Origin of the sequence: Bradyrhizobium sp. HKCCYLRH3097 (genome assembly GCF_051167875.1) — a bacterium.
In the GTDB taxonomy this organism is placed as follows: Bacteria; Pseudomonadota; Alphaproteobacteria; order Rhizobiales; family Xanthobacteraceae; genus Bradyrhizobium.
Map to the genome: position 1 here is coordinate 40,702 of NZ_JBNPTX010000002.1, position 24,237 is coordinate 64,938.

At 65.4% G+C, this 24,237-nt stretch carries 15 protein-coding genes; 4 read left to right on the plus strand and 11 right to left on the minus strand.

What is annotated here, in order from left to right; genetic code table 11:
• Window positions 1-458: 458 nt before the first annotated feature.
• The 4 genes from ACQR0U_RS05885 to ACQR0U_RS05900 form a co-directional block, all read right to left on the minus strand.
• Window positions 459-3,722, minus strand: coding sequence for a beta strand repeat-containing protein (locus ACQR0U_RS05885; protein ID WP_434843074.1), 3,264 nt, complete (start codon window positions 3,720-3,722; stop codon window positions 459-461).
• Between the two features lie 553 nt (window positions 3,723-4,275).
• Window positions 4,276-6,405 (minus strand): autotransporter strand-loop-strand O-heptosyltransferase, encoded by a 2,130-nt coding sequence (locus tag ACQR0U_RS05890; RefSeq protein ID WP_434843073.1) that lies wholly within the window; start codon window positions 6,403-6,405, stop codon window positions 4,276-4,278.
• A gap of 67 nt (window positions 6,406-6,472) precedes the next feature.
• Window positions 6,473-8,428, minus strand: coding sequence for an HlyD family type I secretion periplasmic adaptor subunit (locus ACQR0U_RS05895; protein ID WP_315711799.1), 1,956 nt, complete (start codon window positions 8,426-8,428; stop codon window positions 6,473-6,475).
• 3 nt (window positions 8,429-8,431) lie between these two features.
• Complete coding sequence (locus ACQR0U_RS05900; protein WP_315711800.1) at window positions 8,432-10,294, minus strand: type I secretion system permease/ATPase; 1,863 nt, start codon at window positions 10,292-10,294, stop codon at window positions 8,432-8,434.
• Window positions 10,295-11,070: 776 nt separating this feature from the next.
• On the opposite strand from ACQR0U_RS05900, the gene ACQR0U_RS05905 reads away from it, so the two are divergent.
• Genes ACQR0U_RS05905 through ACQR0U_RS05915 form a run of 3 tightly spaced genes read left to right on the plus strand, consistent with a single transcriptional unit; the run spans window position 11,071 to window position 14,215 of the window.
• Window positions 11,071-11,253 carry a hypothetical protein gene (locus ACQR0U_RS05905; protein WP_315711801.1) on the plus strand — a complete coding sequence of 61 codons (183 nt, stop codon included), beginning with the start codon at window positions 11,071-11,073 and terminating at the stop codon, window positions 11,251-11,253.
• Window positions 11,250-13,181 carry an ethylbenzene dehydrogenase-related protein gene (locus tag ACQR0U_RS05910; protein WP_315711803.1) on the plus strand — a complete coding sequence of 644 codons (1,932 nt, stop codon included), beginning with the start codon at window positions 11,250-11,252 and terminating at the stop codon, window positions 13,179-13,181. The genes ACQR0U_RS05905 and ACQR0U_RS05910 overlap by 4 nt, the downstream gene beginning before the upstream one ends.
• Complete coding sequence (locus ACQR0U_RS05915) at window positions 13,181-14,215, plus strand: 2Fe-2S iron-sulfur cluster-binding protein (protein ID WP_315711805.1); 1,035 nt, start codon at window positions 13,181-13,183, stop codon at window positions 14,213-14,215. Before ACQR0U_RS05910 ends, ACQR0U_RS05915 begins: the two co-directional genes overlap by 1 nt.
• 40 nt (window positions 14,216-14,255) lie before the next feature.
• On the opposite strand, the gene ACQR0U_RS05920 is transcribed toward ACQR0U_RS05915, so the two are convergent.
• Window positions 14,256-15,113 carry a VOC family protein gene (locus tag ACQR0U_RS05920; protein WP_316165359.1) on the minus strand — a complete coding sequence of 286 codons (858 nt, stop codon included), beginning with the start codon at window positions 15,111-15,113 and terminating at the stop codon, window positions 14,256-14,258.
• 150 nt (window positions 15,114-15,263) lie between these two features.
• Between ACQR0U_RS05920 and ACQR0U_RS05925 the strand changes: the two genes are divergently transcribed.
• Window positions 15,264-16,574 carry an NAD(P)/FAD-dependent oxidoreductase gene (locus ACQR0U_RS05925; protein ID WP_316165360.1) on the plus strand — a complete coding sequence of 437 codons (1,311 nt, stop codon included), beginning with the start codon at window positions 15,264-15,266 and terminating at the stop codon, window positions 16,572-16,574.
• On the opposite strand, the gene ACQR0U_RS05930 is transcribed toward ACQR0U_RS05925, so the two are convergent.
• The 6 genes from ACQR0U_RS05930 to ACQR0U_RS05955 all read right to left on the minus strand — a co-directional run bounded on the left by ACQR0U_RS05930 (window position 16,571) and on the right by ACQR0U_RS05955 (window position 24,232).
• The gene (locus ACQR0U_RS05930; RefSeq protein WP_434843072.1) at window positions 16,571-18,199 is read right to left on the minus strand and encodes an ABC transporter ATP-binding protein; all 1,629 of its coding nucleotides are present in this window, start codon (window positions 18,197-18,199) and stop codon (window positions 16,571-16,573) included. The two genes, ACQR0U_RS05925 and ACQR0U_RS05930, sit on opposite strands and share 4 nt — an antisense overlap.
• On the minus strand, window positions 18,196-19,026 hold the full coding sequence (locus ACQR0U_RS05935) for an ABC transporter permease (protein ID WP_315711810.1): 831 nt from the start codon (window positions 19,024-19,026) through the stop codon (window positions 18,196-18,198). The genes ACQR0U_RS05930 and ACQR0U_RS05935 overlap by 4 nt, the downstream gene beginning before the upstream one ends.
• 2 nt (window positions 19,027-19,028) lie before the next feature.
• A complete protein-coding gene (locus ACQR0U_RS05940; RefSeq protein ID WP_315711812.1) occupies window positions 19,029-20,006 on the minus strand; it encodes an ABC transporter permease in 978 nt (325 codons plus the stop codon).
• 24 nt (window positions 20,007-20,030) lie between these two features.
• Entirely contained in the window at window positions 20,031-21,647 is a 1,617-nt protein-coding gene (locus tag ACQR0U_RS05945) for an ABC transporter substrate-binding protein (RefSeq protein ID WP_434843071.1), read from the minus strand.
• A gap of 285 nt (window positions 21,648-21,932) precedes the next feature.
• Complete coding sequence (locus ACQR0U_RS05950; protein WP_434843070.1) at window positions 21,933-23,534, minus strand: HAMP domain-containing sensor histidine kinase; 1,602 nt, start codon at window positions 23,532-23,534, stop codon at window positions 21,933-21,935.
• Window positions 23,531-24,232 (minus strand): response regulator transcription factor, encoded by a 702-nt coding sequence (locus tag ACQR0U_RS05955; RefSeq protein ID WP_315751067.1) that lies wholly within the window; start codon window positions 24,230-24,232, stop codon window positions 23,531-23,533. The genes ACQR0U_RS05950 and ACQR0U_RS05955 overlap by 4 nt, the downstream gene beginning before the upstream one ends.
• Window positions 24,233-24,237: the final 5 nt, after the last annotated feature.

Sequence of the window (24,237 nt, forward strand, 5' to 3'; positions counted from 1 at the left end):
GTCGCAGCCTCAGAGCACCTGGGAATTATTTGCTCCAATGGGGCCAAAAGAAGCGCCGCGGAGTCCTCAAATATGATGTTGTTCGGGCAAATGGCTCCTGTCGCAGCCGGGTCACGGCGACGGTCGGAAGCTTACTAACTCGTTGATTTCTGTCGTGGCATCCCCGCAACATCGTCGCTCAGCGGCGCTTCGACGCACGGTCCAGACAAGAAGTTGCCCCGATCTTGCGACCGGTCACCGATCTCTCCTTAGAAAAGTTCCAGCGTGACGAGCCTCCGCGGTGCGGAACGGAACGTGCATCTTTGTTGATCTTCCGAGGCCTCCTTCTTCAACGCGTGTCGTCTCGCCCGGCTCATTGTCCTTCTCATTTCCCCCGGGAGCACTGCGCGAGTGGACCTCATCTGCTTGTGCTCCCGGGTATCCGTATCCCAGCCGCAGCGGCTGCTGCGGCTGCCTCGTCAACCCCACATGTGATGCATCGCGTGGAGATGCGACATGTCGGGCCCGGCAGCCGCGGCCTGGCTCATATGCGCGCCCTGGCTTTGATCGTGATGATGGTGATGATCGCTGTGATGCGTGGCGTTGCTGCCGTTGTTGGCCGTGGTACCCGTCGACGTGCCGCCAGCCGCCGTTCCGCCGGTCGACGTGCCTCCGTTCGCCGCGGTGCCACCGGCTGCAGCGCCACCGGCGGCGGTGGTTCCTGCCGCAGCAGTGCCGCCGGTGCCGTTGGCCAGGTTCGGTGTCGCGGTGACCGGAATGGTGCCGTGCGCGGTCCCCTTGATGGAGGTTGCCGCCGAGACCGTCGTGGCCGTCCCAACATAGGTGCCGCCATTGACCGGAATGTTGTTGCCGGAGACGTCCATGGCGTCGGCGGCAAAGCCCTGGCCGGCCGCGGCGACCATCGCCTTGTCTGCCGCAAGTGCTGCGCCGGTGTCGCCGTTGAGGATGCCTTGCAGGCCCTTGACCGCGTTGGCGGTGTCGGCTTCGAGCGTGCCGCTGAGCAGTTCGTTGTCGAACCGACCCTGGAACACGGCCCCCTGGGCGGCGTCGAAATTGGCGCCGAACTGCTGGTAGTTCTGGATCTGCGCGATCAGGGCCGCGCTCGCCTGCGCACCGCCGGTCGAGATTTTCTGCAGCGTGGCGTTGATGGTGTTGGCCTCGGCCAGGAATGCGGCCCAGAAATTCGTCTGTGCCTGGTTGTCCTGGAATTTGGTGACCGTCCCCTTGAGCCCGCCCGGATCCTCGGCAAAGCCGCCCGCATGGCCGGCGTTGCCGTTGCCACCTGCCGCCATGTTGAGGTTGGTGTCGCCCTGGATGATGTCGATGATGTCGAGCAGGTTGTCGGCCGTGCCGCGGAGAGCGGCCTGATTGCCGGTGGTCGCAGCCTGATCATACTTGCCCAGCTGCAGGTTGATCTGGCCGAGCGCTGTCTGCAGATGGATCGTCGTCAGCGCCGCGGCGTTGGCAGTCTCGCCAGCCTCGATCTGCGCGAGCTGGGTCTTGTTGTTGAGGATGGCCGTCAGTCCGTGCTGGACGGCGGTGAAGTCCGCGGTCACCTCGGCAAGGTTACCGGTGTTGATGCCGCCCGAGGCGACCTCGACGGCCTTGTTGAAGACCAGACCAACGTCCTTCAGGCTGTTGCCGGCGGTAGCGGCGGCAAGACTCGCCGGATCGTCCGCGCCCGCGGGCGACGTCTGGAAGGCGACGTCCTGGCCGCCGGTATTGGCGAGGAAGGGGACGTTGTTCAACGCGTTCGCCAGATGCGCGTCGTTGTGGATTTCGCCGAGGATTTCCTGCTGCAGCGCGTGGATCGTCTGGCTTGCCGCTGCCGATGTGCTGGCGTTGGCGAACTGTCCCGCCGCCTGCAGCAGTGTGCCCAGTTGCCCCTCGACATTGGTCAGCACCGCCGTGTCGGTCGCGTTCAGGGCGAAGGTCTTGCCGCCGAGCGTGACCTGACCAGGGTTGGCCAGCATCGCCGCAATATCGGTCTGCACCGCCGTGATGTCGGCCTGGTAGCTGGTGAGGAAGGCCGGCGAGTTGCCGCTGTTGGCGAGGCTGAAGAGGCCGAGCGAGGCGCGCACCGCGTCGTTGAAGACGACGCCAGCCTGCACCAGGTCGGTCGAATGCTGGATCGCCGTGGCACGGGTCAAAAGGTTCGAGGTGCCGTTGGCAAGCGCGGTCGGGCTGAAATTCACCGGCGTGGCGCCACCAGCCGGCGGCGTCGACGATGAGCCGCCGGTGCCGTTGGCAATGTTCGGGGTTGCCGTGACCGGGATCGTGCCCTGGGCGAGTCCGTGCACCGACGTGGCCGTCGAGACCGTGGTCGCCGAGCCGACATAGGTCGCGCCGCCGATCGCGATGTTGTTGCCGGAAACGTCCATGGCGTCGGCCGCGAAGCCCTGGCCGGCCGCGGCGAGCATCGCCTTGTCTGCGGCAAGCGCAGCGCCCGTATCGCCGTTCAGGATGCCTTGCAGGCCCTTCACCGCGGCCGCCGTGTCGGCTTCGAGCGTGCCGCTCAGAAGCTCGTTGTCGAAGCGGCCACGGAAGACGTTGCCTTGCGCGGCATCGAAATTGGCGCCAAATGCCTGATAGTTCTGGATCTGAGTGACCAGTGCGGCGCTGGCCTGCGCTCCGCCGGTTGCGATCTTCTGCAGGGTCGCGTTGATGGTGTTGCCTTCCGCCAAGAAGGCGGCCCAGAAATTCGTCTGCGCCTGGTTGTCCTGGAACTTGGTGACCGTGCCGGTCAACCCGCCCGGATCCTCCGCGAACCCGCCGGCATGGCCCGGCATGCCGTTGCCGCCCGCGGCCTTGTTCAGATTGGCGTCGTTCTGAATGATGTCGATGCTGTCGAGCAGATTGTCCGCCGTGCCGCGCAGCGCAGCCTGATTGCCGGTTGTTTCCGCCTTGGCATACTGGTTGAGCTCGAGATTGATCTGCCCGAGCACCGTTTGCAGATGGATGGTCGTGAGCGCGGCCGCGTTCGCCGTTTCGCCCTTCTCGATCTGCGCCAGCTGGGTCTTGTTGTTGAGGATGTTGGTCAGGCCCTGCGAGATTGCGGTGAGGTCGTTCGTTACCTCCTGCAGGTTCGCGGTGCTGATGCCGCCGGAGGCGAGGTCGACGACCTTGTTGAAGACGAGGCCGACATCCTTCAGCGTGTTGCCTGCGGTCGCTGCGGCCAAGGTCGCCGCATCATCGGCACCGGCCGGCGTGTTCTGGAAGCCGACGTCCTGGCCGCCGGTGTTGGCGAGGAAGTTGACCTTGTTGAGCGCGCCGGACAGATGCGCGTCGCCGTTGATCTCCTGCAGGATCTCCTGCTGGACCGCGTGCAGGGTCTGATCCGCGGCTGTGATCGTCGCAGCATTCGTGGTCTGCGGTGCGGCCGTGAGCAGCGTCGAGATCTGCGCCTGCACGTTGGTGAGAACGGCGGTGTCGGTCGCATTCAGCGTGAAGGCCTGGCCGCCCAGGGTCACCTGGCCGGGATTTGCGAGCATCGCGGCGATGTCGTTCTGTACGGCGTGGAGATCGGTCGTGTAGCTGCCGAGGAACGGGTTCGAGTTGCCGCTGCCTGCCTGCGTGAACAGGCCGAGCGAGGCGCGCACCGCATCGTTGAACACCACGCCGGCTTGGACGAGGTCGGTCGACATCTTGAGCGCTGAGGCGCGCACCAGCAGGTTCGACGTTCCGTTGGCCAGCGCCGTCGGGTTGAAGGTGTTATTCGCCATAGATCATCTCTCCCCAAGTTCATCCGACGCCCGGCAGGGCCCCGTACCGAAACTGGCCGGACGATGCGGAAGCGCATCGGCCCTGCGTCGGACGTGCTGCGCCGCGCCTCACGCCCGTGCGCCGCTGTGTCGCGCGCTTTTCTGACGCGCGCTACTTTGTCGCACCTCGCTATATGCTCGGAGCAATCGGGCCAAAAAAGGCGTGGGGGAGTCCGCAAATATGTTGTTCTCGGGACATCGCGGATCTGTGACAGATGCGCCGCGATCGCGTGCCAAGTGATTGATTTCTGGCGGCAAGCAGCAAATGCGGGGTGCGGCGATCGGGCGCGAATTGCATGTTGTCGTCAAGATGCTGCCTGCATCTCGCCGGTGAGTGGCCGGTCTCCGGAGATGAGACGCAGGGTTGGTCTGATGCGCCTAAGGCTGCCCAGCGACGAGGGCGCGCGGCATTGTCGCAGCGCGATTGCTGGAAAAACGCCACGATGGATCGTCTGTCCGGGGGAGTGAGAGGCGAACGCGCCTGGGCGTATCGGCCGACCTCGCCGTGCGCCGTTCAGGACGGCGGCGCGGCCTGACGCTGTGCCAGGAGCGCAGTCCTGATCTTCTGCAGCAGTGTAGTGTAGATCTGATTCCAGGCCGGGTCATTCTGCCCGTTCGCGTCCAGCCCTTGCTTGGTCAGGCCCAGGCTGATCCGGTAGACGGCGAGCGCGCCGTCGATGTTGCCGAGTGGAATGAAGGCATCGCCCAGACTCTGGTAGGAATTTGCAAGCGCCTGCTGCAGCGACGGATCGTTGGCGACCGTGTTGGCGAGGTGGGTGATCAGCGCGGTATTGGCGCGACGCTGCTCGAAGGCTTCGGCATGGCGGCCCTGGGCGGCGAGCACGTCCGCCAGCAGAGCGTGGCACCACGCGAGGTCGCGCTCAAAGCTGAGATTGCCGCGGTGAGCTGCGGTCAGCTTCCGGATGATGGCGAGGCTGGCGGAATAGGCGGCATGCGCAGCCTCGAGGTTTCGCTGAACGAACAACACGGCGCCAATGCGGTTCAAGGCGACCGAGAGGTTGCGTTGAAACCCGGCGTCGTCCGGATTGGCTGCGGTCAGGTACCTGACGATGGCGATGCTCTGCTTGTAGTTCTGCAACGCGCCCATGAGATCGCTCGCGGTGGCTGCGTGATCGCCTTCCGCGATGCCGGCGGCAGCCTGATCCAGCAGCCTGCCGGCGGCGACCGTGACGCCGACTGCAAGGCCCCCGCGGGCAACGTCGCCGCACGGTCGCGCCAGCAGTGCTGCGAGCGCGACCGGTTCGTCGCTCTCCACGGATTCCGGCGCCGACTCTGCCCTCGAGGTTCGATGCCGATCAAAGGGCGCAGGCGCCGCCTGCTGCTGAGAGGTGCGCGGTTGCGGATGCAATCCCTGTCCGAAGCCGGGAATTCGGCGCAACATGCCCTCGACCTGCGCGGCCGTGATCAGGTGCGTGCATTCGAACTGTCGGGACGTGCCCTGCCATCGCGGGCACCACAGAAAGTCCTCATGGTCGAAGCGATGACTGGCATCATTCCAGCAACTGTTGCAGGCGTGATGGTTGATGACCCGATAGGGGGTCGCAAACTCGTTGGTCGGGTGGGTGAAGCCGCTGATCAGCACGACCGGAGTGCCGACCGCCCAGGCCAGCCATGACAACCCCGAGGAAAGCCCGATGAAGAATGCGGCATGCTTGAGCCAGCGGGCACGCTCGGGCAGCGGCCGGTCGCCGGTCTGATCCTCGGCTGCGGCGGGAATTTGCGTCCGGTAGGCGCCGTGGCTGCGCTCCGCGGTCTGATCGATGCAGATCACGCGATAGCCGGTCGCGCGGAGGAAGGCCACGATGCTCTGCCAGCCCTCGGGATTGTTCCAGTGCTTGCACGCGGTCGTTGCCTGCATGGCGATGCAGACATAGGGGTCGTCGATGGGACGGCTGTCTTCGCTCAACGCGACGCGAGGTGGACGCTCGGCCGGATCCACGCCGAGAATGTGAGCTGCGGTCCGATGCAGGCCGACCTGCCGGAAATCATAGGGCTGATGGACCAGCTCGGCATCGTCGAAGAACAGCCCGACCGAGTAGGTTGCGTAGTATCGCTCCGGCTGGACCGTCTCGTGGCTGAGGAATGCGATGTCAGGGTAGGCGTCGCGGAACAGCGGGATCAGCGGCTCGCCCATCGCACAGCTCAGGCGGCACCGATGCAGGTCCTTGAACTTCACTGCATAGCTCATCCAGCCGATGATGTCGCCGATCGTGCCGACCGGGAATTGGATCAGGACGTCGCGGTCGGTGGCGTCATAGTCGTGGCACAGCAGCAGCTCGGGCCCTGACCACACTTCGAGCCTGAACGGGACAAAGTAGCGTTTGCTGCTGTTGACGTGCCCAGAACGCAGGTCGATGTCGAACAGGACGTTGGCGGTCTCGAGATCGCTCAATCGGACGTGCCAGGCGTGTCCGGTGTCGGGCAGCATGACACGACAGCCGTCGTTGAAGTCGAAGCGCAGCCCCTGGGGACCCTCCTGGGTCGGCACGGCCGCTGGCGGCGGCAGTCGCGGCTTGCGTGCGTGATCAGACGCCTCGGTGCGGGCGCCGGGCTGGGCGGACGGTAACGCACTTGCCGGCACCATCGCCGGGTCTGAGGTGCGGGGAAAATTTGCAACGTTCATGTCGAGGTGCTGACGCGATCTGCGTTCATTCGTGAGCGATGACGCCGACCGCGGCCGTTCGGTCTTGTTACTCCACGAAGGCGCGGCGCCACTGATCGAGAACCGGCTTCATCAGATAGCTGAGCATCGTCCGGCTGCCGGTCTGAACGTAGACTTCGGCCTGCATGCCGGGCATCAGGTTGACGTTGCCGAGCCGCTTGCGCTCCTCGTCGGACAGCGTGATCCTGACCGTGTAGAAGGTGGAGCCGGTTCGTGGGTCATTGGTGATATCAGGCGACACGAACGAGACCTGGCCGCTCAATTTCGGCGTGGTGCGCTGGTTGAAGGCGTTGAAGTGGACCATCGCATCCTGCCCGGTGTGAACGTGATCGATATCCTTGGGCTGGACGTGCCCTTCGACCTGCAGTTCGTCCGAATCGGGGACCAGCTCCATGACGGTCTCACCCGGCTTGATGACGCCGCCGATGGTGTGGATCGCGAGCTGGTGGATGGTGCCGGAGTTCGGCGCGCGCATCTCGATGCGATCGAGCTGGTCGCGCGCGGCGACGCCCTTCTCGACCAGATCGCCTTCCTTGGCCTGGGACTCGCTGAGGTCCTTGACCACCTCGCTGCGGAAATCCTGATCGATCTTGACGGTCTGGAGCTCGGCTTCGCTGATCTTGGACCTCGTCTCCGCCACGCTGGACACCAGCTGGCCGCGTTCACCGTCGATCCGAGCGGCTTCCCGCTGCAGCGTGGTCAGTCGCGTCAGCGGAACGAGCCGCTTGTCATAGAGCTCCTGCACGCCGGCCAACTCGCCCTTGATCAGCTCGATCTGCTTGTTCTTGGATTCGAGCTGAGACTCCATGCCGCTGATTTCGTTGTTCAGCTGGACGATGCGGCCCTGCAGCAGCTCTTTCTGGCTCTTGCGGGTCGTGGCACGGGCCTTGAACAGCGCGTTCTCCGACGCGATCACGGTGCGGACGTTCGGATCGTCCTGACGTGAGGTCAGAGTGGACGGATAGTCCGGCTGATCGAGACCGTCACGCTCGGCCGAGAGCCGCGCAATCTTGGCGCGCTGCTCGTTCAATTGCTTGGTGATCGCCTGGAGCTGGGCCTGGCTCTGCGTAGCGTCGAGCCGCACGAGCAGATCGCCCGCCGCGACGCGCTTGCCGTTGTCGACCTTGATTTCCGCGACAATGCCGCCGGTCGGATGCTGAATGGCCTTCACGTTGGATTGCACCACGAGATTGCCGGGAACCACGATCGCGCCGGCGAGCGGCACGAGGGTCAGCCAGCCGCCGCCGAGAACGCCGGCGACAAGCAGCACCCGCAAGCCGAGACGCAACTCGTTCTCGAACATGCGGCTGACGCGCGGCACCAGCGATTCGTCCGAACCGTCGTCGAGATCGGCCGCCGTTCCTTGCGTCGCAATGAAGGTCATGCCGGTGGTCAAGGCCGTACCGGCGGTACCGACCAGGCGGCCGACACGGGTTTGCGGAACGGCAGGCGCATGCGCCAGACGGGCGGGAAGGTTCTGCTGCCCGACCGCGCGCGGCGCGCCGACGCCGAAATTGCCGTCGCGTCGTGCATCCTGCAGGTCGAGCAGGGGCGCCGAATTGCTGCCCGCCATGCGCGCGGGCGGATGGCGCGGCGGCGGCGACAGCTCCGGCTCGTTGCCGCGCATCGGTGCGGGCTGCTGCCAGTCCATCTCGCGGATGCCTTCACCCCGGCGTGTCCGGGGCGCCTGGGCGCCGAGACCGAACAGCGACAGCGACGCACCGAGGGCGCGGCCCATGGTGCTGCCCTTCTTCTTCGAACGCGGCTTTGGCCTGCCTGGCGACGGTGGCGGACGCCGTCGCTTCTTGCCGCCGTCCCGTGTGCCGTGGCGCTGCCGCGGGTCCTCGTCGGAGCCGTCGTCGAATGCGCCCTGCAGCCGCTGCAGCTCGAGAATCAATGCATCGCCCTGCGGACCGACCGCGCGAGTCTTCGGTCGCACATAATCGTCGTCGTCGAACGGCCTGAAGTCGTTGATGTGTTTCATTGATCAAGCGCTTTCTGCTGGGGCGGCGCGACGAAGCGAGCGGGCGTTCGGATTTGGCGCCGCTGCGGGAGCAGCTACCCTGGGCGGAGCGGGGGCATGCGCGACGGCGGGTCCCGCGGCCTTGTTGGCTCCGGCGACGCGGGCAAAGATCTCCTGGCAGGGACCGAATGCGATCGCCTTGCCCTCGTACAGCACCAGCGCCATGTTGAGCGCATTCAGCGCGCTGGGACGGTGCGAAATCACGATCACGATGCTCTGGTTCTGCTGCCGCATGATCTGAATGGCGCGGCTGAGCGCGTTCTCGCCGTCGGTGTCCAGATTGGCATTCGGCTCGTCGAGGACGATGAGAAAGGGATCGCCATACACCGCGCGGGCCAGACCCACGCGCTGCCGCTGACCGGCCGACAGCGACATGCCGCCTTGGCCGATTCGCGTCGAATAGCCTTCCGGCAGCCGGAGGATGATGTCGTGCACGCCGGCGATCTGCGCCGCCTTCAGAATCGCATCCGAGCTCGCATTCTCGTCGAAGCGGCAGATGTTGTCGGCGATGCTGCCGTCGAACAGGGCAACGTCCTGCGGCAGGTAGCCGATGTGGCGGCCAAGATCCTCGTTGCTCCATTGGTCGAGCGCTGCGCCGTCGAGGCGGACGGATCCATGCTGTGCAGGCCAGATGCCGACCAGCGCCTTCGAGAGCGAGGTCTTGCCGGAGGCACTCGCGCCGAGCAGTGCCAGACCCGTGCCTGCCTTGATCGAGAACGACACGTTTTGAACAATCGGCCGATCGGTGCCCGGCGCGGTGACCGTCAGCTCCTGTACGGTCAGCTCGCGGAACGGGCGGGGCAACGCGACCGGCGGCGCTTCCGGCCTGGCGGTGGCCTTGCAGATATCGCGCAGACGCGCGATGCCCTGGCGCGCGGCGACCAGCTGTTTCCAGCTGCCAAGTGCGATCTCGATCGGGGCGAGCGCGCGGCCCATCAGGATCGACGAGGCCATCATCACGCCGCCGGAGGCCTGCTCGGAGACGACGAGCGCCGCGCCGATGCCGAGCATGCCCGACTGCAGGATGAAGCGCAGCACTTTCGCGGCGGCCCCGAGATTGGCGTAGACATCGCTCGCGCGAATGTTGTCCTTCAGATAGCGCTCGTTGACGGCGTTCCAGCGTGCCGAGAAGCGATCCAGCATTCCGAGCGCGCGAATCACCTCGGCATTGCGCTGGGTGGCATCGGCGAGAACCTGCCGCGCGGCGCTCGTATCGCTGGCGGATTTGCTCGCCTGACGCGACAACCGGTCGGTCACCAGCGTCATCGAGATGATTCCGGCCGTGCCGATGACGGCCGTGATGCCGATCAGCGGATGAAACAGAAACATGCCGATCAGGAAGATTGGTATCCATGGCATGTCGAGAAAGGCGGTTGGTCCCATGCTCGACATAAAGGCGCGCAGCTGGTCGAGATCGCGCAGCGGCTGCTGCATCAGCATCGGCTTGGTGCCGCGCAGGGGCAGGGTGGCCAGAGCGTGATGAATCGCGTCCTGCAAGCTCGCGTCGAACACGGTCGCCACCCGGCACAGCATGCGGGTGCGCAACGCGTCGAAATAACCCTGAATCAGATAGACGGCTAGAATCATCACCGACAGGCCGACGAGCGTGGCGAGATTCTTGCTCGGAACGACGCGATCATTGACCTGCATCATATAAACCGAGCCCGAGAGCATCAGGATGTTGATGACGCCGCTGAACACGCCGATGCCGGCCATGCGTTTGACAGCCTGGCGCAACCCGCGCGTCACCGGATCGTCGCTTCCCGAGAGAAGGTCGTTGAGGGCAGCCGCGGCTTTCGTTCTCGGGCGGTCTTGAGCCAGACTCATCCAGGCGCGTCTCCCAAACACAGTGCTTCACTCCGCGCTATTGACAGTCGATACCGACGATTTTCCGGCAACAATTGGACAAGTGGGCAATTCCGTCGCAGCGTCGCGGGCAAACGACCGGCACGAGGCGCAATGCGCCGGGGCGGCTCTGAAAAAGTGTGGCATCGTTCAGCGCGATCGGGTCCGTGCGAAATCCGTCCGCGATCGTCGATAGTTGCAGCGTGATAGCAGCCATCGGCTCGCGACGCGTGTCACACATTCGTCCGTCTATCACCTTGGTTCCGTACTCATTGGTCGCGGTCCGGGCCGAATGACGCCACGAAGCCGAATAAATCTTCCTGCGGTGCAACGCACAGGCGTTGTCATCTCGATCATGCGGTATTCGATGATGGTGCGGAGAACGATCATGATGGCGGCGGCAACACAAGGACATGCGGCTCCGCGCACCAATCCAAGACGTGCAGTCAGCTCAGCCGGGCATGGCGGCCGACGATGTGTTCTATCATCGAACGTGCGGCCGCTGTGCAACCGGTGACCCGCCAAGCATCGGGCGCACGAGATCAACATCAACTCCAGGGAGGACGAAGCAGACCAGTCCGCGTGCGATCCGAGCAACTCGTCACCGGCTCGGGCCACGGCAGCTGATCAACCATAGGCGTGATCCAACCGATCACGCTCAAGCGTAGCGGGGCAACGATTGGGTGCAGAACGGCGCCGTAACGCCGAAGTCGGACGAAGTTGCTCACTTAGTAAAGCGTATCCGGGGGACGACAAAGTTGCTGGACGACATCACCATCGAGACGCGTGATGCGGGAATGGATTCGGGTCGAGGGGCGGCCCGCAGGGTTGAATACTTGATCATCCTGCGCCGGATCGGTCCGCTGAGACGAAATACGGTCGCCAGGTCGGCGGTGAATCGCGCCGATCGCGTGCGCGCAGCTCTGGAGGCGCACGCATGAAGATCCGCAAGACCGACTATGGAACGATCATCCTGCACTGGACCCTGGTTGGGGCCACGGTGATCGCGTTCCTGACGGGGCTTCGCATGGCGACCGAAGCGCCTGGACACGCATGGATCGCCAACAATCTCGACTGGCTGCTGCCCCGGCACCGGACCTGGACCTGGCACATGCCGGCTGGGGTCGTGCTCGCGAGCGTCGCCGTCGCCTACATGATCTATATCTCGAAGTCAGGGCTCGGCCGTCGCGTCACCATCGACAAGATGCGCTTCAAGGGCTTGCTCGGCCGCCGGCCGGCGCGGCTGGGCTCGATCAGCGTGATGCTGCATTGGGTGCTTTTCATCTCCATGGCGATCCTGATCGTCACCGGAGGCATGCTCTTCTTCGGCGTAGCCTCCGGCTACGTCACCATGATGATCCACTGGTACGCGACCTGGGTGATCCCGGCCTTCGTGGTGCTGCACGTCCTGGTTCACTTCAGCATCGGCGGAAAGATGCAGCTCTATCGCGTGTTCCGGCCGGCGCCCTTGCCGCCGCCGCCGCCGAAGCTCGATCCCGTCGAACTCCTCACGATGCTGGTCGAGCAGTCGGAAAAGCTGGAGGAAGCGGAGGCGCCTCCGAGGAGGCCGGCGCCAGCTGCGCGGCCTGCAGCGCGTGAGCCGATGCCGGCGCCGCGGCGCATGGAGGAGCCGATGCGGGCCCGGTCCGAGCCGCGTGTGCCGCCGGGTCGCATGCGTCCGCCGCCGACACCTGCCAAGGGCAATTCCCGCCGCCGCAATCCGAGCTTCCAATCCAACCCGTTCATGGTCGCGATCGCCGCAGCCATCGTGATCGGTTCGGCGATGTTCGCCGCCGACTACTACGCCGAGGACACCGTCACGGTGTATCGAATCGCGACATCGGATGCGCCGACGCTTGACGGCGATTCGTCGGATCGTGTCTGGCGCAACATCCAGCCGCACATGGTGACGACCAACCAGGGCGACAATTTCGACGGTACCGGCGAATCGCGCGTCTGGATCAAGGCGGCGCATGACGGCACGTGGGTCTACTTCCTCGTCATCTGGGAGGATCCGACGCGATCGTTGAAGCAGCTGCCGCTGATCAAGAAGGCGGATGGCTGGCATCTCCTGCAGAATGGATTCGACAAGGGCGACGAGAACGATTTCAACGAGGACAAGTTCTCGCTGTTGTTCACGACGCTGCCGATCACCTTGGCCGCGGACCGAACGTTTCACATGAGCTCGCAGCCGATGCCGGACAAGCCGCCGACGCTGTCGGGTCGCGGCATCCACTACACGCCGGCGCCGAATCTCTATGCCGACGCCTGGCTGTGGAAGGCGACGAGCGGCGGCCCGACCGGATGGATGGACGATGATCATTTCGGTCCGCCTGCGGAGCCGACACCGGATCAGGTCAAGGGACTCACGCCCTACAAGGGCGGGTTTGCACCGGATCCGGGGACTGCGAACTATTCGGACAATTTCGTGATCGACAGGGAGGCCGCAAGACTGGGAAATCGGGGCGTGAGACCGAAGCGCCTGCCGAAGGACGTCGCCGCGATGACCGCGGCGATGGGCGAGATCAATCTCGATCCCAACATCGGCGAGAGTGAAGGCTCACGCTGGTTCATGACAGAGGCCGAATCGGTGCCATATTCGGCCGAGGCGGATGCCCAGACGCCGATCGGGACCGTGGTGCCCGGTGTTCTCGTCAGCGGCGAGTTCACCGGTGATCGCGCGGACATCCGTTGCGCTGCGCGTTGGGCCGCGGGCCACTGGACGCTCGAAATTGCCCGCAAAATGGACACGAAAAGCAAGTACGACGTTCCGATCAAGAATGGCGTGTTCATGCGTGTCGCAGCGTTCGACCATACCCAGATCAGACATACCAGGCAGATCCGGCCGATGCGACTTGAGGTGCAGTAATGGGTAAGATTTGCAAGATCCAGTACAACAGGGAAACGTTCTACGCGAATGTGGGCGATATCCTGCTCGACGGCGCCATCAACAGTGGCGTGGATCTGCCCCATGACTGCCGCAGCGGAATCTGCGGCTCCTGCAAAGTGACGGTCATCGACGGCAAGCTGTTCGGCGGCATGGAAGGCGACATGGCGCATGCGTGCCAGGCGCGTGTCGTGTCCGACCTCAAGATCATCACGGAGCCCGTGCCGGATACGGTGACGATGAACTGCGAGGTGGGCGATCTCGTGCGGCTCGCGCCCGACGTCGTCGGTGTCACCCTCGAGATGCCGAAGCCGCTGCGATTCTTCCCCGGACAATACGCCAAGGTCCAGTACCGCGGTTTTCCGACACGCTGCTACAGCCCGACCTATCCGATGGTCGGCGCACCCGATAGCCATCTGCTGTATCTGCACATCCGCATCCTGAAGGATGGCCTGGTGTCCTCGGCGCTCGGCCGTGACATCCAGGTCGGCCATCGCGTCAAGCTGACGGCTCCGCTCGGCACCGCGTTCTTCCGTCAGAAGCATCGCGGCCGGATCATCCTAGTGGCGAGCGGCACCGGCTTCGCGCCGATGTGGGCGATCGCGGTCGCCGCCATCACGGAGAATCCGAAGCGCGAGATCGTCTTCATCGTCGTGTCACGCACCTTGCAGTCGTTCTACATGCATCAGGCGCTGTGCCGCTTGGCGCGCTTCCCGAACGTGAAGATCATCCCGATCGTGTCGGAGCCGCAGAACGTCTCGCCGGCGATTCGCAGCGGCCGGCCGACCGAACACATGCCGGAGCTCACGCCCAACGACGTCGTCTACACCTGCGGCGCGCCGGCTATGACGGAGGCGGTCGCGAAGATGTCGCGCGCGGCCGGAGCGAAGTGTCATTGCGATCCGTTCGTCTCGTCGGCGCAGCCCTCCGAGTCGAGCGGCGGACTCATGGATCGACTGGTCGGGTGGCTCGACAGCCAGCGAGGCCGGCCGGCCATGTTCCAGCCGGCGGAATGAGATCGTTGCGGCCGCGACGCGCGCGGCCGCAGTCCGGCGCTCAGCCGGCCATGAAAGCGAGCAGAGTGCCGGTGGCCGACGCGGGCGGAACGATCAGGCTCGCGCCACTGCGGACCGCTGCCGCGCCCAGAGCCTTTTCGGTGGCGGTCAGATCGTGTGAGGCCAGCACCAGGCCTGCGCCGCCTCGCTCCGGCAGGCCGGCAAGCGACACACCCGGATAGCGCGCTGCGAGCTGGTCCCTGGTCAGGAATACGAAATCGGCGCGGTCACCGCCCGAGGTGACGGTCACGGCGCCGTCGGCTTCGTCCCGGCCGTCGCGATCGATCAGGCGCGACAGGTGAGCCGCGTCCTTGGCCGGGTCCGGCGTCACGATCAGCGCCTGCTTCAGTTGCTTGGCGGCGTTGGCATGGCGCATCAGTTCCGGGATCCACACCGTCTCGCGCGTCTTGTGCTGGCAGGCGAAGATGCGCAGGCCGCCCGGAGCCTCCGCGACGGGCCATTGAAACACGCGGAATTTCGCTGCCGAGATGCTGCCGTCGGGCAGGGGCACCGGGCGCTCGAAATCGATGGGACCAATCGGCTCAAAACCTTTCGCGCGGATTTCCTCGGCGCCGGCCGCGGAATCGGTCGCCGTGAAGGCGATGCGCTCGATGCCTTCGCCGCGCTGGGCAAGGAAATTGCGGGTTGGAACGTTGTGATCGGTCTCGGCGAGGATGCCGAGCAACTCGATGTAGTCAGGATCGAGCATGATGGTGTAGTTGCCGGATCCCATCTTGGCACTGTGCGTGCCGCGCGGAGACAGCGTAAAACCCAGCCGCTTCCATGTCTCCGCCGCGGCGTCGAGATCCTTCACCACGACGACCGCGTGATCGATACCGATGACATTCTTGAGGGCCACGCGTTTGTCTCCTTGCAGCGAACTTGGCATATTGGCGGCCGAACTATGCCCAATCGACCCATGCGCCGCAACCGGCGCTGCAGGGCGCTGGGCGCAAGGCAAGATCGATCTCCGGCAGGGCGGTCGACCAGCAAGAATGAGCTGTCCGCGATGAGCACCACCACAGATTCCGTTCAATGGCCGCCATCCCTTTGGGCGGCGCAGACCCCGCCTGGACCCGACCTGTCCGAGCTTCAGGGCAGTGTGCAGGCCGACGTGGTCATCATCGGCGGCGGCTTCACCGGGCTGTCGACGGCGCTGCATCTGCGCGAAGCTGGGACGGACGTCGCCATCGTCGAGGCGATGGAGCCCGGCTGGGGCGCATCCGGCCGGAACAACGGTCAGGTCATTCCGACGCTGTCACGTCCCGATCCGGATGACCTCGTCGCGCGTCATGGCGCCGCGGGCGAGCGCTTCGTGGCGATGTTGCGCGACAGCGCGTCCAATCTGTTCGATACCGTGAGACGGTACAACATCGACGCCGAGCATGAACAGGCCGGCTGGGTCCAGCCGGTGCATACGCCCGGCCGCATCAAGATCGCCGAGCGCAGGTTCAAGCAGTGGTCGAAGTTCGGTGCGCCGGTCGAGCTGCTGTCGCGCGATCAGGCGCGAGACATGCTCGGCTCGGACGCCTGGCATGGCGGTTTCTGGAACAAGACCGGCGGCCACATCAATCCGCTCGCGCTGGCGCGTGGCTTGGCGCGGACGGTGCTGAGCCTGGGCGGCCGGATCTACGCGCGCTCACCGGTCATCGACTTCGCCCGGCGGGGGGATCGCTGGATCGTGCGCACCGCACGGGGGGAGCTGTCGGCGCGCGCGCTGGTGCTGGCGAGCAATGCCTATAGCGGCGAGTTCTCCAAGGCGCTCGCACCGGATATCGCGCACGAGGTGATGCCCGTGCTGTCGTGGCAGATGGCGACGCAGCCGCTGTCGGACAATGTCCGCAAGACCGTCATCCCGGCGCGGCAGGCGATGTCCGATACCCATGGCGAACTCTATTTTGCGCGCTACGACGCCCGCAACCGACTGGTCACCGGCGGCGCCGTGATCGGCCCCGGCAACAAGGCCGAGCGGCTGAAGGCGCGGGTCGCCGAACGCCTGCAGCGCCTGTGGCCGCAGATCGGCGAGGTCAGGTTCGACTATGTCTGGAACGGCTATGTCGGCATGACCACGGACTACATGCCGCGGATTCATCGCCTCGGTCCTGATGCCTATGGCTGGACCGGCTGCAACGGCCGCGCGGTCGCGCTCACGATCCCCCTCGGTGCGGAGCTTGCGAAAGCGGTGCGCGGCGTGTCGGCGAACGAGCTGGCGCTGCCGTTCACGGAACCGGTCACCATTCCCGCGCACGCCCTGCTGCGTCCGTTCGCGCCGCTGATGCTGCTCTTGTACCGATATCGCGACGCGCGTGAGATCGGCTAAGACGTGGGATGTTCGATCCGGGCGAAGTCGCCGCCCGGAATGGCCTCGAGCAGAGCCTGCGTATACGGATGCTGCGGGTTGTCGAACACGTCGTGCGTGGGTCCATGCTCGACGACCACGCCGTCCTTCATGACCGCGACCAGATCGCAGATCTGGGCTGCGACGCGCAGGTCGTGCGTGATGAAGATGATCGACAGGTCGAGGCGCTCGCGCAGGCTGATCAGCAGCTTCAACACCTGCGCCTGAACGGAGACGTCGAGCGCGGACACCGGTTCGTCCGCGACCAGCACCTTGGGCTTCAGTGCCAGCGCGCGCGCCAGCCCGATGCGCTGACGCTGACCTCCGGAGAACTCATGCGGGAAGCGATCGGCGGCCGACGGGTCGAGCCCCACCAGGCTGAACAGCTCGCGCGCCTCCGTCAGCGCCTGCTCTCGCGAGGTGCCGTGCACGATAGGTCCCTGCGCCACCAGATCGACCGCCTTGCGCCGCGGGTTCAGCGAGGCGAACGGGTCCTGAAACACCATCTGCATCTGCTGGGTCCGGTTTCTGACCTCGCTGCGAGAGAGGCGCGCCCAGTCCTCACCGTCGAGCAGGATCGTTCCTGCGTCGGGATCGATCAGGCGAATGATGCAGCGGGCGAGAGTGGATTTGCCGGAGCCCGACTCGCCGACGATGCCGAGCGTCGCGCCCTTTGGCAGCGCGAGCGAGACGTCCCTGACCGCATGGGTGACGCGCTCGCCGCGGCCGAGGAAGCCGCCGGTGCGATATGTCTTCGAGACACCGGAGATGGTGAGGATCATCCGGTCCGACAGCTTGCGTGCCGGGGGCGCTGCTACCGGCGGTACCGCGGCGATCAGTTGCCTGGTGTAGTCATGCTGCGGCCGTTGTAGGACATCCGCCGCCGCGCCCTGTTCGACGACGCTGCCATGTTGCATCACGACGACGCGGTCGGCGATCTCGGCGACGACCCCGAAATCATGCGTGATGAACAGCACCGCAGTCTTGCGCCTCTGCTGCAGCTCGCGGATGAGCTTGAGGATCTGGGCCTGCGTCGTGACGTCGAGCGCCGTCGTCGGCTCGTCGGCGATCAGCAGCTTCGGATCGAGCGCCAAGGCCATGGCGATCATTGCGCGCTGGCGTTGTCCGCCGGACAACTCGTGCGGATAGGCCTTCGCCGCGCGCGGCGGATCGGGAATGTTGACGTCCGAGAGCAGCGACAGCACGCGCGATTTGATCTCGACTTTCGACAGATCGGTATGGATGTCCAGGACCTCGCCGATCTGGTCGCCGATCGTGCGCAATGGATTGAGCGCGGTCATCGGCTCCTGGAACACCATCGCGATTTCGGCGCCGCGGATGCGGCGCATCTCGGCCGCCGTGGCGGTGCAGAGGTCGTGGCCGGCAAACAGGATGCGGCCGCCGTCGGTGGTCACGCCGTCCGGCAGCAGCCGCATGATCGTGTTGGCCATCATCGACTTGCCGGAGCCGGACTCGCCGACGATGCAGACGATCTCGTTTTCGGCGATCGAAAGCGAGACCTCCGAGATCGCATGCATGCGGTCGGCGCCTTTCGGCAGACGTACGCTGAGGCGGTCGACGGTCAGAACGGGCTTGGCTGGACTCATCGCTGCTTCAGCCGGGGGTTCAGTGCATCGTTGAGGCCCTGGCCGACCAGCGACACCGCAAGCACGGTGATGAGGATGGCAACACCGGGGATCGCCGATACGTACCACTGCACGCGCAGCACATCGCGTCCCAGGCCGATCAGATTGCCCCAGGAGGCGACGTTGGCGTCGGACAGCCGCAGGAAGGCGAGTGCACTCTCCAGAAGGATCGCAACCGCCATCACGACGCCGGCATAGACGATCACCGGCGGCAGCGCGTTGGGCAGGATCTCGCCCAGCATCAGCTGGGTGTCGCGCATGCCGAGAGTGCGGCCTGCCTGGACGAATTCGCGGCTGCGCAGCGAGAGGAACTCAGCCCGCGTCAACCGCGCCGGCGCCGGCCATGAGACGATGCCGACGGCGATCGTGACCGTCGTCAAGGTCGAGCCGAACACCGCGACCAGCACCAGCAGCAGCACGAAATTCGGCAGTGTCTGGAAGGCCTCGGTGATGCGCATCAGGATGTTGTCGACCCACCCGCCGTAGTAGCCGGCGAGCGCGCCGACCATGATTCCGATCGCCACGGCAATGAACGTGGCGACGCCGCCGATCAGGAGCGAGATGCGGGCGCCGTGAAAGATCTGGGCGGCGATATCGCGGCCGGAATTGTCGGTGCCGAGCAGGAACCGTGGATTGGCGAACGGCCAGATCAGCGGCCGGCCGGCGAGGGCGAGCGGATCGCGCGGATACAGATAGCCGGCGCTGATCGCCATGCCTACGACGATCAGCAGCAGGATCAGGCCCAGCACCGCAGCCGGACTGCGAAAGTAGCGCTTCGCGGCGTCCATGTTCAGCCCTCCGCCGTGATGCGCGGATCGAGCCGCGCGTAGAGCAGGTCGGTGACGAAGTTGACCAGGATCACCAGCAGCGCGGAGACGAAGACGATTCCGAGCAGCGTGTTGAGATCGCGCTGGACCACCGATTCATAGGCGAGGCGCCCAAGGCCGGGCAGCGAGAATACGGTCTCCACCACGACCGAGCCGCCGAGCATCGTTCCGGCCTGGAGTCCGATCAGCGTCACCATTGGCAGCAGCGCGTTGCGCAACACGTGGCGGGTGATGATGCGGGTTTCGTCGAGGCCCTTGGCACGCGCGGTGCGGACGAAATCGAGGTTCAGGACCTCGAGCATGGATGCGCGCATGATGCGCAGATAGATGGCCAGGAAGATCAGGCCGAGCGTCAGCGACGGCAGCACCAGATGGCTCGCAATGTCGAGCACGCGCCAGATCCCGGTGCTGACGGCGCCGATGTCCTCGAAGCCGCCCGCGGGCAGCCATTGCAGATAGATCGAGAACACCACGATGGCCATCAGGCCGAACCAGAACGAGGGCGTGGCGTAGAAGATCAGGCCGACCGTCGAGATCAGCGTATCCGGCCAGCGATTGACGCCGCGCGCCGCGATCACGCCGAACACGAGGCCGAAGAAGAACGCAAAGGAGAGAGCGGAGGTCATCAGCAGCAGGGTCGGCGGCAGCCGCTCCAGGATCACGGCGGCGACCGGCTTGCCGTAGATCGCGGAGAAGCCGAGATCGAGACGCACCAGCCGCCACAGGTAGTTGGCGAGCTGCATCGGGACCGACAGATCCAGCCCGTAGAAGCGGCGCAGCTCACGGGCGGTCGCCGCATCGCCGCCGCCCATCTGAGCCATCATCGCGTCGACCGTATCGCCCGGCGCGAGCTGCAGCAGGAGGAAGACGCCGATCAGGATCAGGAACAGGGTGGGGATCGAGGCGGCGAGCCGCCGCCCCGCAAGGCTCAAGATGCGCATGGCCTTATCCTGACGGATTCCGGCTCAGGCGGAAAGCCACAGATCGTGCCAGCTCGACGATCCCCAGCGCGGCGTGTTCGAGTGGTTGCGCGCCTTGGCCGTGATCACGGTGACGAAGATCTGCTCGATCGGCATCCACACCGGCAGCTCGGTATTGGCCTCGCGCACGAAATCTGCGTAGAGCGCCTTGCGCTTGGCCGGATCGACCTCGGTCGCCGCGTCATCGATGATCTTGTCGATCTTGGCATCGTCCCAACCCCACTGATTGGTCCACGGCGCGCCCTTGGGCTGACCGGAGCGATACCAGACCGTGGTCGAAACCGCGGGGTCGTTGCGGTACTGGTGCCAGCCGGTCGCGAGATCGAAGGCGTGCTCGTCATAGACCTGCTTGAGGAAGCCGCCGCCATCGTTGCGCACGATCTCGATCGCGATGCCGACCTCGCCCAGCGACTGCTGGAGGAAGGTCGCCCACAGCGAGATGTCCTCCCCCCATGGCGCGGGCAGCAGCCGCAGCGAGAAGCGGGTGCCGCCAGCGCCGGGCTTGTAGCCGGCCTCGTCCAGGAGCGCCGCCGACTTGGCCTTGTCGTAGGGATATTGCGGCGTATTGGCGCCGGGGTAGAAGTCGGTCGAGGTCGACGGGATCGGACCGGTGCCCAGCTTGGCGAAATCGCCGAGGAAGTTCTCGATGAAGAAGGGAACGTTGATCGCGTGCGCGATGGCGCGGCGGACCTTCACGTCCGCCAGCTCCTTGCGGCGGACGTTGAACTCGAGCGTATTGGTGCGCGCGTTGCCCGCATTGCCTTTGGTCGAGACGATGAAGCGCTTATCCTTGCCGAGCCGCGCCATGTCGGAGATGGTCAGGCCCGAGAACGGACTGTAGTGCAGCTCGCCTGCCTCCATTTGCGCCGCCGCCGCCGCACGGTCAGTGATCACCTTCCACACGATGCGGTCGAGATAGGGCGCGTTCGGCCGCCAGTAGTCGGCATTGCGCTCGGCGATGATATACTGGCCGCGTTCGTACTTCACGAATTTGAACGGACCAGTGCCAATGGGGGCGAGGTTCGCGGGGTTCTGCCTGATGTCGCCGCTCTCGTAGATGTGCTTGGCCGAGACGTAGCCGAGATCGGGCAGGGCGCGCAGCAGCAGGTTGAGCGGCATCGGCCGCTCGTAGCGAAAGATCGCGGTTTGCGGATCTGGCGTGTCAACCGCAGTCAGGAACAACTGCAGGGTCGATCCGTAGTTCAGGATCTTCTTCCACATGTTCATCGCGGTGAAGGCAACGTCCTCCGACGTGAACGGCTTGCCGTCATGCCAGGTGATGCCCTTGCGCAGCTTGAAAGTGACGGTCTTGCCGTCCGGCGTCGCCTCCCAGCTCTCGGCAAGTACGCCGACCGGCTGGCCGTTGGCATCGAGGTCGACGAGGTTCTCCTGGATCTTGCCGCCGATGATGTAGACGCCGGTTGAAGCCTGGAGGCTCGGGTTGAGCTGGCGTTGCTCGGCGCCGTAGTGAACGTTGAACACGCCACCCTTGCGCGGCGTCTCCTGGGCGAAGGCGCGGAGTGGATTGACCACGTTCGCGGCGATGGCAGCGGAGGTCAGGAGGGCGGTCCGGCGGCTGATCTCGAAACGGCTCGAATTCATCAAGGTCTCCCGAAGGCCAAGCGGGACGCTGGCCGGTGGCGCAATCGGGGCGAAGATTACGCGGATCGCGGGTCCAAGTCATTTGCGAATTGCCATGCAGTTCTGCGGCATTCTCGGCCGGCCCATGCAGCCGGCGGCACCGTGGCATACATTGCTCGTATACGAACGAATGGGAGAAGATATTCGCCGACAGGGACTTGACTGAGGTGGGGATTGCCGGCTGCCACGAACAACCGGAGGCAACTCTGACGCGGCGCCAATAGACTACGCTATCTCAGATCGACGTCATGGGGCGCCTTCGATCGGCAGCCGCAGCTCGAACGCGACACCGTTGTCGCCCGGCCCCAGCGAGACCTCGCCGCCATGGCTTGCCATGATGGCGCGCACGATCGCCAGCCCCATGCCGGTACCGCCGCTGTCGCGCCGGGTCGTGAAGAAGGCATCGAAGATGCGGTCGCGGTTCTCCGGCGAGATCGGATCGCCGTCATTGCTGGCGATGACGATCAGCATCTCTTTGCTCTCCTCGGCCTCGAGGCGGATGCGCCGGGCGCCATGCCGGACGGCGTTGTCGACGAGATGCGTGAGCACGATCAGCACGGTCTCGTTCGGGAGCGCGGTGCTGCGCTCGACCGGGCCGGACGTCTCGATGACAGTCGAGGGGAAACGCACTCGCAGCGTGCCGACGGCCTCGGCTATGCTACCGGCCTCGACCGTCGACACCGTCTCCGCCCGTGCCAGCTCGCGCAAGCGTTGGGCCAGCGCCGCGAGGCGGTCGGCGTCGCCAAGGATGTTGGTGAGGAATTTCTCCTGCTCGGCGCGGGTCAGGGTCTCGGAAGGGCTGGCCAGAGAGTCGAGCAGCAGCTCGGCTGCGCCCTTGATCGAGGTCAGCGGCGATTTGAGCTCGTGCGTCAGATGCGCGGAAAAGCTCCTGATGTAGTTGGAGCGTTGCGCCAGTTGCTCGGCCATAGCGAAGAAGTGCTCGGCGAGCTCCGCGAAGTCGCGGGTGCCGTAATGGGCAAGCGGACGGAAACCCGCGGGATCGTTGCGTCCGATCCTGCCGGCGCGATCGACCAGCTCGCGCATCGGCCGTGTGATCGTGCGTGCCACGACGAGGCCGACCAGCAGCGTCGTGAGGACAATGGTGGAGCCGGCAGCGATGAACTTGCCGCGCTCCTGATAGAGATGCTCGAAGATGTTGCGGGGCGTGCGGGAGGTATAGATGACCCCGGCAACGTGATCGTCGACGATCACGGGCATGGCCGAGAACACATGGACGCCGACGCCGCGGCTGATCGAATAGATCGGTGGCGGGGCCTTGTCCGGAATGCGAATGCGGAGCGCGGCGCTGTAGCGTCCCTTCAGGGCGGCAGCCACCTCGTCGATATGAGCGAGTGATTTGCCCATTTCGTCGCGGCCGGCGATCACGACCCCCTGGGGGTCGAGCACGCGATACCCGGCCAAGGTGACCTTCTGCGTCTCCCTGACGATCGGCAGCAGCCGCGTGCCGATCGCGACGTAGGCCGGATCCGCAGGATGGACCGCGTCGCGGGCGTCCGGGCGGCGGACGAAAAGATCGTTGGCCAGAAGATCGAGCAGGGGGCGAATGGGCGTCACCTCGTCGGACGCATCCGGACGTGACTCGGGCGGGACCTCGGCGCCGAGCGGAACGCCGGTGGCAAGGCGCGCGGAAACCTCCTCGGCGAAGACCGCCGCGAGGACTCGGCTCTGCGCGATCAGTTCCGCCTGTGTCTGGCGGATCAGCTGGTTGTCATAGATGCGAAAGAAGAACAGCCCGACGAGCGGCAAGGTGCCGACCAGCGCCAGCACGCCAAAGACGATCTGTCCCAGCGACGGCCGCCATTTTGCCTTGGGCTTGGGCGCGATCATGGGGTGCCGCAGCGGCCGAGCCGGAAGCCCACGCCATGGACCGTCTCGATCGCGTCCTCGCAATGCGCGGCTGCGAGCTTCGCTCTGATGTTGCGGATGTGGCTGTCAATCGTTCGGTCGGAGACCTGAATGTTGAGCTGATAGGCGGCGGCCATGATCTGCTCGCGGCTGAACACGACCGCAGGACGCGTCATCAGCGTGCGCAGGATGCTGAACTCCAGCGCGGTGAGCGTCAGCGGCATGTCATCGAAACGGGCCAGGTGCTGCTGCGGGTCGAGCCGGAGCCGGCCATGGACGAGCTTCTCCGGCTCGGCCGAGCGATCACCTCCGCCGTTCGCGACCCGGCGGAGAATGACGTTGACGCGGGCGACCAGCTCGCGCGGACTGAACGGCTTTGTCACGTAGTCGTCGCCGCCGATCTCGAGCCCGAGAATGCGGTCGATCTCCTCGTCGCGGGCCGACAGGAACAGGATCGGCACTTGCGAGGTCCGGCGAATGCGCCGGCAGACCTCGAGGCCGTCGAACTCCGGCATGCCGACGTCGAGCACGATCAGGTCCGGACGGTCTTCGGTGACCCTGGCCAGCGCAGCGCGGCCGTCGGCGGCTTCCCTCACCGCCATGCCGGCCTTGCTCAAGGCCACGCGCAGGACTTCGCGGATATGCGGGTCATCGTCGACGATGAGGATTCGGGGAGACACGAGCT